Annotated in this window: 14 protein-coding genes; 9 read left to right on the forward strand and 5 right to left on the reverse strand. The window is 42.8% G+C overall.

What is annotated here, in order from left to right:
* Positions 1 to 14: 14 nt before the first annotated feature.
* Both AC570H_RS13820 and lacZ read right to left on the reverse strand, forming a co-directional pair.
* On the reverse strand, positions 15 to 1,220 hold the full coding sequence (locus tag AC570H_RS13820; protein WP_497355765.1) for a glycoside hydrolase family 27 protein: 1,206 nt from the start codon (positions 1,218 to 1,220) through the stop codon (positions 15 to 17).
* Position 1,221: 1 nt separating this feature from the next.
* Complete coding sequence (lacZ, locus tag AC570H_RS13825; protein ID WP_497355767.1) at positions 1,222 to 4,383, reverse strand: beta-galactosidase, LacZ type; 3,162 nt, start codon at positions 4,381 to 4,383, stop codon at positions 1,222 to 1,224.
* A 216-nt stretch (positions 4,384 to 4,599) separates the two neighbouring features.
* On the opposite strand from lacZ, the gene AC570H_RS13830 reads away from it, so the two are divergent.
* A complete protein-coding gene (locus AC570H_RS13830; RefSeq protein WP_497355769.1) occupies positions 4,600 to 5,352 on the forward strand; it encodes a hypothetical protein in 753 nt (250 codons plus the stop codon).
* A gap of 641 nt (positions 5,353 to 5,993) precedes the next feature.
* Here the strand turns inward: AC570H_RS13830 and AC570H_RS13835 are convergent.
* Positions 5,994 to 7,415, reverse strand: a complete 1,422-nt coding sequence (locus tag AC570H_RS13835; protein ID WP_497355771.1) for a hypothetical protein — start codon at positions 7,413 to 7,415, stop codon at positions 5,994 to 5,996.
* Positions 7,416 to 7,425: 10 nt separating this feature from the next.
* Positions 7,426 to 8,229 (reverse strand): DUF3108 domain-containing protein, encoded by an 804-nt coding sequence (locus AC570H_RS13840; RefSeq protein ID WP_497355773.1) that lies wholly within the window; start codon positions 8,227 to 8,229, stop codon positions 7,426 to 7,428.
* 183 nt (positions 8,230 to 8,412) lie between these two features.
* On the opposite strand from AC570H_RS13840, the gene AC570H_RS13845 reads away from it, so the two are divergent.
* The 3 genes from AC570H_RS13845 (at position 8,413) to AC570H_RS13855 (ending at position 11,425) form a co-directional block, all read left to right on the forward strand.
* Complete coding sequence (locus AC570H_RS13845; protein WP_497355775.1) at positions 8,413 to 9,432, forward strand: sensor histidine kinase; 1,020 nt, start codon at positions 8,413 to 8,415, stop codon at positions 9,430 to 9,432.
* Positions 9,429 to 10,142 (forward strand): LytR/AlgR family response regulator transcription factor, encoded by a 714-nt coding sequence (locus AC570H_RS13850; protein ID WP_497355777.1) that lies wholly within the window; start codon positions 9,429 to 9,431, stop codon positions 10,140 to 10,142. Before AC570H_RS13845 ends, AC570H_RS13850 begins: the two co-directional genes overlap by 4 nt.
* Positions 10,143 to 10,246: 104 nt before the next feature.
* On the forward strand, positions 10,247 to 11,425 hold the full coding sequence (locus AC570H_RS13855) for an MFS transporter (protein ID WP_497355779.1): 1,179 nt from the start codon (positions 10,247 to 10,249) through the stop codon (positions 11,423 to 11,425).
* Here the strand turns inward: AC570H_RS13855 and AC570H_RS13860 are convergent, their stop codons facing one another.
* Entirely contained in the window at positions 11,426 to 11,797 is a 372-nt protein-coding gene (locus AC570H_RS13860) for an iron chaperone (protein ID WP_497355781.1), read from the reverse strand.
* A 77-nt stretch (positions 11,798 to 11,874) separates the two neighbouring features.
* On the opposite strand from AC570H_RS13860, the gene AC570H_RS13865 reads away from it, so the two are divergent.
* The 5 genes from AC570H_RS13865 to AC570H_RS13885 are packed head-to-tail and all read left to right on the forward strand — an operon-like array spanning position 11,875 to position 16,436.
* Positions 11,875 to 12,375 (forward strand): GFO_1088 family ECF-type sigma factor, encoded by a 501-nt coding sequence (locus tag AC570H_RS13865; protein ID WP_497355783.1) that lies wholly within the window; start codon positions 11,875 to 11,877, stop codon positions 12,373 to 12,375.
* Positions 12,356 to 12,787 (forward strand): PG0215 family putative anti-sigma factor, encoded by a 432-nt coding sequence (locus tag AC570H_RS13870; protein ID WP_497355785.1) that lies wholly within the window; start codon positions 12,356 to 12,358, stop codon positions 12,785 to 12,787. The genes AC570H_RS13865 and AC570H_RS13870 overlap by 20 nt, the downstream gene beginning before the upstream one ends.
* Positions 12,788 to 12,789: 2 nt before the next feature.
* The gene (locus AC570H_RS13875; protein WP_497355786.1) at positions 12,790 to 13,287 is read left to right on the forward strand and encodes a DUF4252 domain-containing protein; all 498 of its coding nucleotides are present in this window, start codon (positions 12,790 to 12,792) and stop codon (positions 13,285 to 13,287) included.
* Between the two features lie 31 nt (positions 13,288 to 13,318).
* On the forward strand, positions 13,319 to 15,727 hold the full coding sequence (locus tag AC570H_RS13880; protein WP_497355788.1) for a TonB-dependent receptor: 2,409 nt from the start codon (positions 13,319 to 13,321) through the stop codon (positions 15,725 to 15,727).
* A gap of 31 nt (positions 15,728 to 15,758) precedes the next feature.
* Positions 15,759 to 16,436, forward strand: a complete 678-nt coding sequence (locus AC570H_RS13885; protein WP_497355790.1) for a MarC family protein — start codon at positions 15,759 to 15,761, stop codon at positions 16,434 to 16,436.
* Positions 16,437 to 16,457 lie beyond the last annotated feature (21 nt).

Raw genomic sequence — 16,457 nt, forward strand, 5'->3', positions numbered from 1 at the left:
AACGAGTCTTTGGATTATATCTTCTTTAACCTAAAAACCTTGGTTTCGTGCGTTTCTACTTTTCCTTTCCACTGCTTGTCTTTGCCCAGCACTTGGTGTTGCCAAAGGTCTCTGATTTCATATTTGCCTGTTAGGCCCAGTTCTGCAAAGTTGATTTGTGCATTTTGAGCTGTTTCCGAGCGATTTAACACCGCGACAGCGAAATCGCCATTGGTCAAAGGCTTTACAAATATATTCCAGGTATCGTTCTTGATTTTGCGTTCGGCCTGTTTGCCTAATGGATCTTGGTTAAGGGCTAACACTTCTTCGTTAGAGAGGATTTTCTTGGTTACATCGTTCATGTTGCGCAAATCGTTGCTCATGTACAATGGCGAGTTAAGCATACACCATAAGCTCATCTGGCTTTGGTACTCGATATCGGTACAACCTTTACCGCCCAAATCGCCTGATGGCCCTTTATAGCCTTTTAAGCCAATAATGAGCATATCACCATCGTTCCACCTGCCTGGACCAGCATATTGGCCAAGTTCCGAAATCCGATCTACCACATCCATTACGCCAACCGCATCAATGCCATTGCCTTTGTCTTTCCATTTGTCGCGCAGGTCGAAAGTAGCACGCCAGCTTTGTCCGCCGGCTGCAGCTGCCCACTCCCATGGTTTACGTGGGCCCCACTCGCAAACGCCAAGCACAATATCACGCCCTGATTTACGAAGTGCGCTGGCCATTTTTGCATAGCGCTTTTTGGCTGTTTCTACATCTTCGGGTGCCCCACAATAATCATATTTCAGATAATCTACGCCCCAAGAAGCAAAGGTTTTGGCATCTTGTTCTTCAAAATTCAAACTTCCGGTATAGCCCGCACAGGTTAAAGGTGCCGCATCCGAGTAAATGCCCAGCTTCATGCCTTTTCCATGCAGGTAATCGGCCAATGCCTTAATGCCCGATGGGAACTTCTTAGGATCGGCGATAATGTTGTTCTTATAATCGCGTCCGCCCTGCCAGCAATCATCTATAAAAATATATTGATAGCCTGCCTTTACCAATCCGTTGGCCACCATGGCATCAGCCATTTCGCGCAGGTCTTTTTCATTTACCTTGTTCGACAAGAGGTTCCAGCTCATCCAGCCCATGGGTGGTGTGGGTGCCAGTTTTGCTTCTTGAGCCTGTGTTATCGTGCTTAAAAAAAGCGCGAGCAGGCCAAATAATTTGTTCTTCATCTTATTTGATTGGTTTAATCCAGTAACTGTATTCTTGGTCCTTATAAGGAATTTGGTATTCGGTTAAAGGCAATGAGCCCCAACTGTCTATGCCCTGCACGCCGAGTTGCTTCATGTCCATGTGTACATAAATCTGGTTGCGCTTAACCAATTCGCCAGAGTGATATTGTTTCTTTTCGGCTTCTGGGTCCAAATCTTCAACCGCATAAGGCAAGGCACCAAAGCTCAATAGGCTATCAGCCACTTCAAATCGCAGGCCTTTGCCCTGTTTATCGGTAAAAGCAACCCAACGTACATCAGTTTTATTGCCGCTTTCCTGCGGACGCGCATAAGGGAAATACTGCTCGTCTACAGTTTGTTTATAGGTACCAATGAGCGAAGCGGTTTTTCTATCCCAATAGTTTTCTCCCGGGCCTCTGCCGTACCATTCGATATTGCCATAGGCTTTGTTCAACTGCAAATCGTTGCCAATGCGCATCATGGCTTTATACTTTCCCTTAACCGCATTGAACTTGTTTTTCACTAAAATACTGCCATCGGCCAGCACCTCAAAAACCTGGGTGGTATTGGCATCGCCATTTAACAAGGTTGATTGAACGGTTAACACAAATTTGTCTGCCGTTGCATTTACAGTTGCTTTTTTCTGCGTTGGATCGGTATCCTGATACACGTTTCTCCACATGCGCAAAGACCTGTTTAAGCCAGCACCGATATCGTTATCCGTTGGGGCACGGTAAAATCCAGGCTGAGGTCCTTGAACCAATAGTTCTTTCCCTTTAGCGATGTAACTGCTCAAGGTGCCTTTTTTCAGGTCGAAAGTCAAGGTAAAATCACTTCCTTTTACCACCGCTTGATCAGCAGTTTGCTCCACTTTCAATGCTTTTTTCACTTCGGCATAAACTGCTGTTTTTGGCGTACCTGCCCAGGCAAACTGGTCGGTGGCAATCTCGTAGCCTTTCTCTAAAAAGGGCTCTTCTGTTTTTAAACGGTAACGAACCGTTAAGAAATATTCTTTTCCGGCCTTGACTTTGGCTTTGATTGGCAAGGCCAAAGTGGCCGATTGGCGCGGTTCGATGTTCAGGTTCGCATTGGTACCACTTTCTATCACCTTTCCATCTTCGAGCAATTGCCAGTCTAACTGCATATTGGCAATATTGCGGAAAAAGTAGCTGTTGTTTACGCTTACCTGGTTGTTGCCCAAATAGGTAGTCTTGATAAATTGATATACTTTTTTGGCTTCAATAGCCATTGGCGTTAAGCCGCGGTAAGCCGTTACTACGCCTTTAACGCAGAAATTATTGTCGCTAAAATCTTCGTTAACCGGGCCCTGTAAAGGAAAATCTCCGCCGTAGGCCAAAATACGCTTGCCGTTTTTAACAGTATCGATACCCTGGTCTATCCACTCCCAAATAAAACCGCCCTGTAGTTTCGGGTGGCTTTCAATGGCATCCCAGTACTCTTTGAAATTGCCTAAGCTATTGCCCATAATGTGTGCATATTCGCTCATGATCATCGGGCGCTCGCTCTTGCTTTTCGAATACCTGGCCAACCAACTTGGATCAGGATATTGTGGCACGATCATATCGGTATTGAAATCGTTTTCAGCACGTTCGTATTGTACCGGACGAAAATCTTTTTGTTTTAACCATTCGTAGGCTTCGTAAAAGTTAACGCCATTTCCTGCTTCGTTGCCTAGCGACCAGGTGATTACCGAAGCATGGTTTTTATCGCGTTCGTACATTCTGGTGATGCGCTCCAGATGAGGCACGCGCCATTTTTTATCGTTAGCAAAAGTGGTTTCCAAACTGTAGTAACGCCCATGCGATTCGATGTTGGCTTCGTCAATTACATATAAGCCATATTCATCGCAAAGCTCCATCCAATATGGGTCTGGCGGATAATGCGAGTGGCGAACAGCATTTACGTTCAGCTTTTTCATCATTTCCATATCCTTACGCATGTCTTCGTGGCTCAAAGTATGGCCTTGAGTAGCATTGTGTTCGTGCCTGTTTACGCCTTTCAAGAAAACACGTTTGCCATTTACCAACAAGTCGCTTCCCTTAATTTCTACCGAACGGAAGCCCACACGTTGCGGAATCACTTCGAGTACTTCGCCACTCTTGTCTTTTAAGGTAATGTACAGCGTGTAGAGGTAAGGAATTTCGGCCGACCAGGTTTTGATATTGCTGATTTGTGTCTTAAAAGCTACATTGCTTTTGTAATTGCCCAAAACTGCTTTGGCTCCAGTGGCGTCTTTCCACACGGTATTACCTTTGGCATCCTGCAAATCGAGCGCTACATAAAAGCTATCTGGTCTGCTGTGGTTGGTACGTTGGTCTATTTTATAGTTTTCTACGGTTAGGTTTACATCTAATAGGCCGTTGGTATAAGTTGGGTCTAAGTTTCCGATTACCTTGAAATCACGTACATCTATTTTTGGGGTCGAGTACAGGTAAACATCACGTTCGATCCCCGAAATGCGCCACATGTCTTGGCACTCCAGGTAGCTGCCATCGCTCCAACGGTAAACCTGCAAGGCGATGGCGTTTTCGCCAGGTTTTACATAATTGGTAATATCGAATTCTGCGGCCAGTTTGCTGTCTTCGCTGTAGCCAACTTTTTTGCCGTTTACCCAAATAAAGAAAGCCGATTTAACCGCACCCAAACTGATAAATACCTGTCTGTTTTTCCAGTTTTCGGGGATGGTAATCTTTCTGCGGTAAGAACCCACCGGATTATTGTCTTCCGGAATATCAAAAGGAGGATTCATCCTGTTGCCAGTTAGTTTTCTACCTGCAAATTCATAAGGCTGGTTTACATAAATAGGCAAGCCATAGCCGTTTACTTCCCAATTGGCAGGCACTTTAAAATTGTCCCAACCTGAATCGTTGAAATCGGTTTTGTAGAAATCCAGAGGTCGCTTGCGTGGATCCTGCACCCAGTTAAACTTCCAGGTGCCATTTAAAGAGATAAAATAATTTGATTTTTCTTTGCTTCTTTTGCTGGCCAATGCTGCGCTTTCGTAAGCAAATGCCGAGGCACGCATCGGCATGCGGTTCAGCGAAACTACCTCTGGCGTTTGCAGTTCAGATGGCAGTTCTTGAGCCTTGGTTAGGTTTAAGAAAAGGAGCGAGAAACAAAAGATAAGGAGACTTTTTTTCATAAATTTTTGAGGATATATTAGGTTATTTGTGTTGTTCGGATTTTGTTGCAGACCCAACGATTGGCCATAGCCAAATAAGCCCAGGAGGACCAAAAGCGGGTAATTTGTTTTTCATGAAATAGGAATTTGATAGATGCGTGGTCAATTTCATCATTCTCCTGTAAATACACAACCGTTCAGTTTATTTCGTAATTTAAGGCTAAACAATCACTCAACATGTCGAAATCTCAACGCACACGTTTGTTCTGTACAGTTATGCCACTAATTTTTTTGGCGATGAGTACAGGCGCCCAAACTTTAAACAAGGAGTTTAGGGAAATCCATCAAAAATTTTACGGGAAATGGCCAAAGACCATTACGTTTATGCAGAAAACCGGATTTTATAAGGCCGATACCTTAAACCGGACGCAAACCTGGTATGAAGCAGGAATTTTTCCGCGTCTTTTCCGTATTGATTTTGGAGAACCCAAAGACGGGAATTCGGTAATTTATAGGGGCGATACGGCTTATAGCTTTAGACAGGCGCAGGCCGTGAAACCTGTGGTAAACCCCAATATCCTCATCTACCTTTTAGGCGGCATGTATTATGATACGGCTGATGAGGTATTTAAAAAACTGGGCGCTGACGGCTTTGACCTGAGTAAAAGCTACAAAACAATTTGGAACGGACGCCAAGCCCTGGTTTTTGGGGTAGCCAATGCCGATAGCAGCAAAAGCCAGTTATGGTTCGATGCCAAAGACCATTATTTGGTGCGGATGATCCAACAAAAAGAAAAGAGCAAGCTCGAATGCCATTTTGCCAAGCACCAGCTGGTCAACAAAATCTGGCATGAAACCGAAATCAAGATTTTTGCCAATAATAAACTGATCCAGACAGAAGAATACCATGATTTTAAAACCAATGTGCCTTTGCAGGAAGCTTTTTTTGATCCGGCAAAACACGGCACCTGGCATTGGCTGAAGCAGTAGTTCCGTTGGTGTCTTCACCAACAAGAGCAGACCATATCTTTTTTTGAAAAGCCAAAACAGTTTTTCATGGCAAATCCAGTCCTGCTGTCCGCTTTACTTCGTGCCCGCTTCCATCAGGTTTAGTTAACTATATTCTCTGCTCCTATTGTTTGTTGCACTGGCCCATACAAAATAGCCCAGATTGAAGTGGCATCCTTTGTTGCCGATCAAGGCAAAAAAAGATACAGCGGAAAGCTGGACCTGCTTTAATAGGTCTTGGGAACCCTGCGCTCCAAAACAAATGATTATAAAAACTGAAACTAGCTTGCTGGTGAAGAACACCAACAAGAGCTAGTGATTATATCTTTCTTTTTGAAAAGCAGAAACAGTTTTTCATGGCAAATTCAGTCCTGCTGTCCGCTTTACTTCGTGCCCGCTTCCATCAGGTTTAGTTAACTATATTCTCTGCTCCTATTGTTTGTTGCACTGGCCCATACAAAATAGCCCAGATTGAAGCGGCATCCTTTGTTGCCAATCAAGGCAAAAAAGATACAGCGGAAAGCTGGACCGGCTTTAATAGGTCTCGGGAACCCTGCGCTTCAAAACATAAAATAGCTTGCTGGTGAAGAACACCAACAAGAGCGAGAAACTTTATCAACCAATTATGGATTTACCTTAAGCACCTGTTGCCAATCGGTTAGGCCTACATGTTGTGCCACCATTTTCAAGGGCTTTAGTTTTTCGCGGTTTACCGCATTGATTACCTCTTTGGCATAGGCCGATGGAGCTTGTGCCGTTTGGATGTAATCGCTGGCCCAAAGCAACTGGTCTTTAGACAGGTAACAAGCCAAAGCACCCTCGCTTCCAATTCCGTTAATTGGAAATATTTTCAACCGGTTATTAGCTAGTAGCGTAAATTTATCAACAGCAATAAATTTCAATTTTATAGGATGTTTTTGTAATTCATCTGGTTGTAAAGTCCATTTTCTATTCACTATTTTCTCAATAAATTTTTGCGAAGCCGAATGTGAGATCACCGTTGCGCCTTTGCTTACCCAATAGCGTATGCCTCCTATATGTGGCCAAGCCAAGTCGGTAACCACCAGTACAAAATTTTTCGCCTCCGGAAAGGTCTTTTTGATCAATTGCTCATCTTGTTTGGCACGTTCCTCGTTAATCGTAGCATCTAACAGGTAAATTGTATTCCCAATTCGGGTAAAGGTTTCGGTATACATCCTGTTCTTGCTCAAATAGGTGTCTTCGCTGACCTTAATTAATACAGGCTGTTCAGAAGGATACCATTCTATGTTTACGTTCTTAGGTCCTGTGGTGGGTAGACTTCCAATTTTATTGAACAAGCTGAGCGAATCAGAAAGCTTGCTTTTGCCAAGTGTGCGGTAATACATGGGTTCGCCATCTTCTAGCCTAAAAGCCGAATTTGGATAAAAACTGTTTTCGGTAAGCGTCCAATTGCTGTAAACGACTTCAATATGCTGTTGTCCCCACAAATTATGCAGTTCGTCATAATCTAGCTTGATGGGGAAATAGGTTTTGGGATCTATAAACAACTTTTCTTCGCCTACCGCAGCCTTGCGTGCCAATACCAAACGGTCAAAATCACGGTAACGTTCGTTTTTGACTTGCTTTACAGTTGGATCGCCAAGCCAATCGAGCAATACCATCCAAGCGTTCAGCTTGTCATATTCAAAATGAAAAGGCCTGTAAACGGTATCTCTTGCAAAATAGCTTTTGCCAATGGCCTTGTATAACACAATTGGATTCTTGGCTGGGCCAGTGCCTACCCGAATGCTGTTTTGCTCTATGCGTTGGGCATTGTGTTGCGGACTATACCAAACCTCTGCATTTGTTGAGGTGGTAAAGAAGGGGGCATACGTACGATCTGATTGTTCGCGTCCTAGGCTCACTTCATTGTAATAGAAATGCAGAATCGGCTTTTTCAATTGTTCCAGACCTAGCGCTGATTTTGACTTTTCCAAAATGGCTTGTGGCGTTTGCTGCTGTGCAGTGGTCAATAAAGGGCTTACCAAAACCAGTAATAGCAGTTTTAAGGAATTTAATTTCATAGCACAAGTTTTATGGCTTTTTAACAAAACGCGTATACACATCTGGCGCCAAGGCAGGCAACTTCACTTTGTAGCGGTAACCACCCGGAAAGGCATCTTCCTCCTTTAAAAACTCATGGCCTTTTTTGCTGATCCAAAAGGTCTGTACATATTTGGCTCCCCTGTTTTCGCTTTCTGTACGCAGGAGCCAGCAATCAATCTTCTGGCCATCTAAGGTGCCCAACATTTCGCTGCCCACTACCGAGTAATTGACATATTTCGGCACATCGAAACCTGCATCGTAAAAATTAATGGCAAAGGTCTTTCCTGCCGCCAATGGCAACATTTCGAAAGTTTCAATGTCCAGGTTCCAATTAAAGCAAGGCGCATTGAAATCGAGCTTGAAGGCCTTTTGGACATTTTGGGCAACCGTATCTGCGCCCTTAATGCCGGTTGTACTCCAATTAAAGGCTTTTAACTTACCAGCCAAACTTTCTGCGTGGTAAATCGGTGCAAAGTCTTTGGCCCGATTGAGTGAACGTACTTCGCGGTAGCTTGTACTGTCGCTGCCATACCAATGCTGCGTAATCGAGAATACGTTTTCGCCGTTTTTGGTTTCGCGTTTTACATCGCGCAGCCAAAGCCAGTACTTTAGGTCTTTCGGACTTTTCGGCATCTGGAAATAAACCAGGTATTGCTTTAATCCGAGTTGCAGGGCTGAGGTGAGCAGGCGCTGGTCTTTTAGGCGAATGGTATCTACTTTTTGGGCATGGGCAACGTGCATTAGTCCGGCAAGCATCATTACAATCAAGAGTGTAGGGATCAACTTTTTCATAATTTGGGTTTAATTGAACCTAAATTTGGCGATAGCAATGCTTTTAGCTTCAATCTATTCAACCAATGCAAAGCTATTTTTAACCTCTTGCACATTTTATCCATTTCGGGCATTGGTTTAAAATTATTGACAATTGATTGAAGAGCTCACATCTGGTATGGAGGCAAGCTTGTATATTTAACAATGGATTTCCCTAACCTCAAAAAGATAAATACTACGCAATTCCAATGGTTGGTATGGATTGCCATTTTCCTGATTTCTTTCTTTTCGACGCTGCCATTAACAACCGTCGGGCAATCTTTTGTTTTCAACCTGATGAACACCGTGTTTTATGGGCTCATTATTTATGGCAATATCAACTGGTTGTTTCCCCGTCTCTATGAACGTAACCAAAAAACACTTTATGTGCTGCTGGTTATTTTCTTTTTATTGGCCTACGGGTTTGCAAAAGCCCACTTGACCAGCTATGTGTACAATAATTTTTTTGGCAGCGACATGCCCGAAAAAATCACTTTCCTGCGTGTACTCTACGTAAGCATTAGCGGCGTACTTATTTTTTTGCTGAGTTTTATTTTCAGGATTGCCCTGGCCTATTTTGGACTAAAAAAACAAACTGAAGAGATTTTGCTGCAAAAAACACAGGCCGAGCTTAATTTGCTCAAATCGCAAGTACAGCCCCACTTCTTGTTCAATACCCTTAACAATATTTATTATGAGGCCTACATCGAGGCCCCTCGCACTGCCGGATTGATTGAGCGCTTAGCTGATATGATGCGTTACTTTGTAGATGAAAGTCCAAAGGCAAAGGTTTTTATTTCTACGGAACTTAACTTTTTGGAAAACTATATTGAGCTCGAAAAAATCAGGATGAAGCATCAAATTGCCTTAAATTTCATGAAGGACTATGAAGAGGACTATCAGATCCCACCCATGTTGATGATGACTTTTGTAGAGAATATCTTTAAGCATGGCATTGATAAAACAAGTGCCAACAACCGCATCGATATTTCTTTGATCCAACACGGCAACGAACTCATTTTCAAAACCCTCAACAATATGTCTGTAAAAACAGATCACACCTCGGGTTCGGGCATTGAGAACCTTCGCAAGCGACTGGCTATTCTATACAATGATCGTTTTGAACTGCGTACGGGGGAAGCCGAGGGCTATTTTATGGCGTATTTTAAAATTCCGATCCAATGAGCTTAACCTGCATGATTATTGACGATGAGCCGAATGCGGTAAACCTGCTCGAGGTACTGGTGAAACAAACCACCGATTGGACTTTGGCCTGCACCTGCTACAATGCATTAGAGGCTTTGGCTTACCTCAAAGAAAACAAGGTTGATTTTGTATTTCTGGATATCAATATGCCTATGCTCAATGGCATGGAACTGGCTGGGCTCTTGCCTCCCCATATCAAAATCGTTTTTACTACGGCTTATTCTGAACACGCGGCCGAAAGCTACAGCTACCAAACCATCGATTACCTGCTCAAACCCATTACCTTGAAACGTTTTTTATCGGCCATTCAGAAAATAGAGTTTTATTTTGGCAAGGTAGAAACGGTTAAAGCTCCAGAAAACACCGGCTTACAGGATGAATTCTTTTTTGTAAAATCTGGCAAGACCTTAAGCAAAATCCGTCTGGAAGAAATCCTTTATTTTGAGGGCGAAAAAGAATATGTGCGCTTAGCTACCTCAAATGAGCAATTGCTGGTTTATAAACGCTTAAAAGAAGTAGAGAGCCAGTTGGCCCTTCCTTTCGTGAGGGTACACAATTCTTATATTGTAAACATTAAACAGGTTGACAAAATACAGGACAACCATTTATACTTGGGCGCCAAACAAATCCCGATAAGCGATAAGTTTAGGGAACATTTCATGGCCTTGATCAAGCTGAGGACTTTTTAATTGCTTACATTTCTGGATGATGATTCTAAGCATACCTAATGAACAAGTGACATTAGCGAACTGATAATTTCCCTAACTTTACCTCTACCAAATATCCAATACGAATGCCTCCTACTCCTACGCAGATTCCAAAATGGATTTTGCCTACCATTGTAATTGCACAGTTCTTTTGTACCTCTTTATGGTTTGCGGGCAATGCCATTATTGCGGATATCGCCAAGGCCTACCAAGTTGAGCCTAGTTATTTAGGACATTTGGCTAGCGCAGTACAATTAGGTTTCATTTTGGGCACTTTGGTTTTTGCCGTACTCAGTATTGCCGATCGCTTTTCGCCTGCCAAGGTATTTTTTGTTTGTGCCCTTATTGCCGCCTTGGCCAATTTAGTCATGGGAATGAGCAATATTGGTGCCGGCACTTTAATTTTATTCAGGGCGATTACTGGTTTTTTTCTGGCTGGCATTTATCCGGTAGGTATGAAAATAGCTGCCGATTACTACCAACAAAGGTTGGGTAAATCCTTGGGTTTTTTGGTGGGCGCCTTGGTTTTAGGCACTGCTTTTCCGCACCTGCTTAAAAGTCTGCCTTCTTTTCCATGGCCTTATGTAGTTTATGCTACTTCGCTCCTTTCGGTTGCAGGTGGTTTAGCTATTCGGCTATTGGTTGCTGATGGACCTTATCGCAAGCCTGCACAAAAATTAAACTGGGCTGCTTTCCTAAAAGGTTTTGCACAGCCAAAATTCAGGGCTGCTGCTTTTGGCTATGTGGGCCATATGTGGGAGCTTTATGCATTTTGGGTATTTGTTCCTGTTATCCTGGCCAATTATCAGCAACATTATCCACAGCAGCACTTGCCTATTTCGTGGCTTTCTTTTTGCATTATCGCCATAGGGAGTTTAGCCTGTGTAGGCAGTGGCATCGTTTCGCTACGCCTGGGAACCAAAAAAACAGCAGTCATTGCCTTGAGCATTTCCTGCACCTGCGCTTTGCTCTCTCCCCTGCTGTTGCTAAACCCCTCGTTACCTTTACTTTTGGCATTTTTGTTGATTTGGGGGATGGCGGTAATTGCCGATTCGCCTTTGTTCTCAACCCTTGTGGCCCAAAATGTAAACGAAGAATCAAAAGGGACGGCACTAACCATTGTCAACTGCATCGGCTTTGCCACTACCATTGCCAGCGTCCAGCTGATCAACACATTGCTCAATACCCAAAATGCACGGTATATTTATATGCTTCTAGCCATTGGACCAATTTTTGGTTTAATCGCCCTGCTTAGAAAGAATTAACTACTTCTTCTTGCTATTCTTTTCTAAGTTTTGCTGCATCCGGTATTTTACCATTCGGGCAATCAGTTCTAAAGGCATTGGCTTTTCTATTGGAAATTGGACCGATCCCTTGCCTTGTTTATATTGGGCCAGCTCTTGGGCAAAATCTTCGTGTGCGCCGGGCGTGGCATAAAAGCCGATATGGTTTTTATATCCTGCGAAGTGGACCAGGTTGCCGTGAAATACAAAAGTAGGAATGGCATATTTGATGGCTTCTGTAGCCTCAGGTGCTGTTTCTTGAATAGTTGAACGCACTTGTTGCAACAATTCTTGTACAGCTACAGGAAAACCAGCGATGTATTCGTCTATGTTTTTGGCTATCTTATTTTGCATAGCTAAATATAAGGAATTGATGCATTTTAAAATAATTGTAACTTTTGGTTTGGCTATATTGTCTCCCTATCAAATACATGAAACCCGAGTTAGACCAAACTTTTTTGCAATGTCGCCCGAAGCTTTATCGCTTTGCATTATCGCTCACCAGAAATGAGGCCGATGCACAGGATATTTTTCAGGAAACCCTGCTTAAAATTTGGCAATTAAGAACCAGCTGGACTACTTGGGAAAACTTTGAGGCCTATGCCATGCGCATGTTGCGAAACGTGTTTCTCAACTATAAAAAGAAAAACAATAATCATGTACATATAGATTTAGCCGAGCTGCCAGAAATTGCAACTTTAAACGATATTGAAAAGCAAGCAGACCTCAGGGATTTAAAAATGCGCTTTTTGGCTTTGATTGCTAAACTACCGGAAGTGCAGCGTGATATTTTGTATCTCCGAGAAATTGAAGAACTCGAATACAAGGAAATTGGCGAGGTATTGGAGCTCAGCGAATCGCAAGTAAAGGTCTATCTTTTTAGAGGCCGACAGTACATCAAAAACAAAGTATATGGAAAAGGACAACATTAAGCACTTGTTGGAAAAATATTGGGACGCCACAACTACCATTGAAGAAGAAGCGCTCTTGAAGGCCTATTTTGCCAACAACACGGCCGATGAAGAACTGGCCCAAGCCTGGTTCGGACCGATCAACGATTTTAAAGCACTGGATACGGAAGTGGTACTTGCCGATGTGATACCTCCGGCTAGACTTCCAGAACGATATTTTTTCTTGAAAGTTGCCGCGGCCATTGTGGTGGTGGGCACCATGGCTTTATTAACCATCAGCTACAGCAAAAAAATGCAGGAAGAAAAAGAATTCGTCATGAGGCAAAAAGCGGAAGCCAGCTTACAGGCCATTGCCCAAGACCTTAACCAAGGCTACCAAACCCTTAACCAAACAGCCGAAATGATGGCTAAACAACAATTTTCAAAACAATAATCATGAAAACGACCCTACTCGCTATACTTTTATTTTTTACAGTTGGCAGCTTATTTGGCCAAAGCAAAAATACCACGCAGGAACAAACTTTTATAGATCTGTACCTTAAACCTTACAGCAACGAAGCCAAATACCAGGTTAATACCATGGGCGAAGCGATGGTGAAACGCAGCAATGAGATGGGCATGTGGACCCACCCTAGTATTGCCAGAATTATGAAACAGGTAAAGCTTTTCAAAACCCTGAATTTTAATAGCGATCGCAGGCAAGAAATTATCGCACAAATAGAAGCCACAACCAAAAAAGCCCATGTATACAACGAGTACTTCAAATGGGAAATGAATGATACCGTTTCTTCTATTATCTATACCCGAAACAATGGCAATAAAGTGGTTGAACTCGTTAATTTAACCGTTAACAAAAAAGGCATCAATGTGAGCTGCTTTATTGGCGACGACATTGACTTAGAGAGCATCCGCTCGCTGGCCCAAAACAAATAGTTTCTTTCTTTTAGCCTAACCTTATTTACATATGAAAAGATACATTTTTATCTTTATGGGAATCCTATTGCCTTATTTTTCGATGGCACAACAAGACCTTTTAACTTTAGATGGCAAGGTGATAGACCAGGAAACCAAGGCGCACTTGCCTTTTGCCACGGTAAATATTTTCGATCTTAAAAAAGATTCGATACTTGTAGCCACAGGGCTGAGCAATGCGGATGGCAAATTCTCCTTCCGGCTCAAAGCTGGAACTTATCTGCTCAGGATCAAACTGCTGGGCTACCTCGATGCCAATCAAAACATCAGCCTTGCTGCAAACCCCAACGCACTTGTTATTGCCTTAACCACAGCAAGCCAAACACTGAAGGAAGTTAGTATTACCAGTAGCAAAAACATCATTGAAGCCACCAACAGCGGCTATAGCTTTAATGTGGGCAAAGTGCCCTCAGCTACCGGACCTATTTTCGATATGCTGAGGCAGGTTCCGGGCCTAACCGTTGATGGCTCGAACAACATCAGACTACAGGGCAAAAGCATTGCCGTACTCGTAAATGGCCGAAAATTGCAGATGAGCGGTGATGAGTTGGCTTCTTACCTTAAAAGCATCCCAGCCAACAAAGTGGCTAAAATTGAGGTAAACATGAGTCCCAGTGCCAAATTTGATGCCGACGGCGAAGGTGGCTTAATCGATATCCAATTTAAAGCAAACCAAGTTCAGGGATTTTTCGGCAGCCTATCAAGTACTGTTTCTACACTATTAAGTACGGATCAGAATGCCAGTGTAAATTTGAGAAAAAACAAGTGGGATTTATCGGCCAATTATGGCTACAGCTATCGAGAAGGCTATTACAAAAGGAACAATATTTACGAAAACAGCAACCTGCCCGATTCGCTCTTCCGTTTTGAGCAGGTACAACGGGCAGACCAGGTTCAAAAAAGCAGTTTCTTAAAGGCAGGCTTGGCTTATCAAACGGATTCGACGAGTTTGTTGGGCTTTAACTTCTTCGGTGCCTGGTTTAGGCAAAATGCGCCAACTATATTAAACAGCAAGGTTTTTAATCGCGAACAGCTATTCCAAAATCGCTATCAGCAAAACGAAAACAACCATACCGATAACAATTTTTACATTTACGATCTTTTCTATAAGCAAACTTTCGCCAATAAAAATCTTTTCAATTTAGGCCTTAACTATGCCAATTATCAAAATCAGCTTGATCAGGTTTTTAACAGAACATTTTACAATGCAGCTGGCGAAGTGCTTGCGGATAACTATGCGGCCAATAGAAAGATCAGCACCATTAGGCCCTATCAACTGTTAACGGCAAACAGCGATCTTGCACTGAACCTGAGCCCATCTACTCAGCTAGAACTTGGGGCCAAGTACATCCAGGCTAAAACCAGCAGTATTTTCAATAATCAGCTGGCAACTGATAATGGTTATATCAACGACCCCAATTTATCCAATAGCCTCAACTATCGCGAATCTACAATAGCAGCTTATGGACTTTTATCGGGCAAGCTTAAAAAACTAAGTTATCAGCTGGGCTTGAGGCTAGAAGATTTCAGCTACCATTTAAACTCGCCCACACTGGCTACGAATTACCATAACAGTTACCTTAGCTTCTTTCCCAGTCTTAATTTAGCTTACACGCACAACAAATCTACGTTTACGTTTAATGCCAACAGACGCATCCAACGCCCAGGCTATGCCATGCTCAATCCTTTTTTAAATGTGCTTTCGTTGGGCCAATACCATGTGGGGAATCCCTACCTCAAACCTTATTTTGTCAACAAAATCGAGCTTCGGCTGACTAAAAACTACGGTACTGGCAATTTCCTGATGGTTTCGCTTTTTGCCAGCGAAGCACATAATATGTATAGCCAGGTGCTCAAACATGAAGAAATCAGTCAAATGAACGTTGATACTTATGACAACTTTAGAAGCAATACGCAATTTGGCGCCTACCTTGTGATGCAGCATAGTTTGAGCAAGTGGTTTAATTTTAACGCCTACTTGGCAGGCACGCAAACTAATTTTTCGAGCGAACTGGCAAACGATATTTTGCATGCCAATAATTTTTCGGTTACGGGCAATTTAAGTCTCAATTTTAACCTGATCAAAAACACTCCTATCCAGCTTTATGGCTATCTGATTAGCCGAAACAAATATTTTCAACTAGATAATGGCAGCAATGGCAACATCAGTTTGGCGATGCAACACAAATTGTTCAAAAACAAACTTACGGCTTCGCTAAACATGGAAGACCTGTTTAACCTCAATCAATATCCTGTTACGGTTAATACGCCAAATGTATATATCTACTCGCTCAACAAGCTTCAATCACGGTATTTGCGTTTGGGCCTGAGCTTTAATTTTGGGAAAAACTTCAACAACAAAAGCACCAAAGATTTGAAAAAAGATTCACGGATCGATTAGTATATTTGGGTACAACAACCGCCGAACAATTATGCCAGTTTTCTTCGATTCATTTGTCCACTTGGTTTTTATAGGGATTATTGCGCTTTTTCCTGTGGTTAATCCCATAGGATCGGCGTTCATAATAAGTCCGTATTTTGAGCACCTCAGCGCCAGAGAAAAAAGAAAAGCAGTAAACTGGATCGTTTTTTATGCTTTCCTGATCTGTACGGTATCGCTCTTTGCAGGGCATTGGATTTTGCAACTGTTTGGGCTTTCCATACCTATTGTGCAGCTTGCCGGAGGAATCATGATCTGTAAAATGGGCTGGGAATTTCTGGCTGCCGATCAGGAAAAAACTCCCGATGAGGAAGAAGAGGCAAAAGACGGCGAACCTCTTTCGGCTTTTAGGCACATTAAAAATAAATTATTTTATCCCATTACCTTTCCGGCCACTACCGGAGCAGGAACCATTTCGGTACTGTTTACGCTCAGCGCACATAGCGCCACGGTGGGCAGCATGGATTATTATGTAAATACCGCAGCCATCTTGGTGTCGATCATTGCCATGTGCATATTGATTTACCTGTTTTACCTCAATACCAAAACACTGATCCATTTTTTGGGCGAGAATGGCGAAAATATAGTTAACCGCATTTCTGCTTTCCTTATTTTCTGCGTGGGCTTACAAATTGCTTTTACGGGATTGAAGGAACTCTTCAAATTATAAGGGCATAAAAAAAGGCAAACA

It is taken from the genome of Pedobacter sp. B4419 (assembly GCF_059693725.1).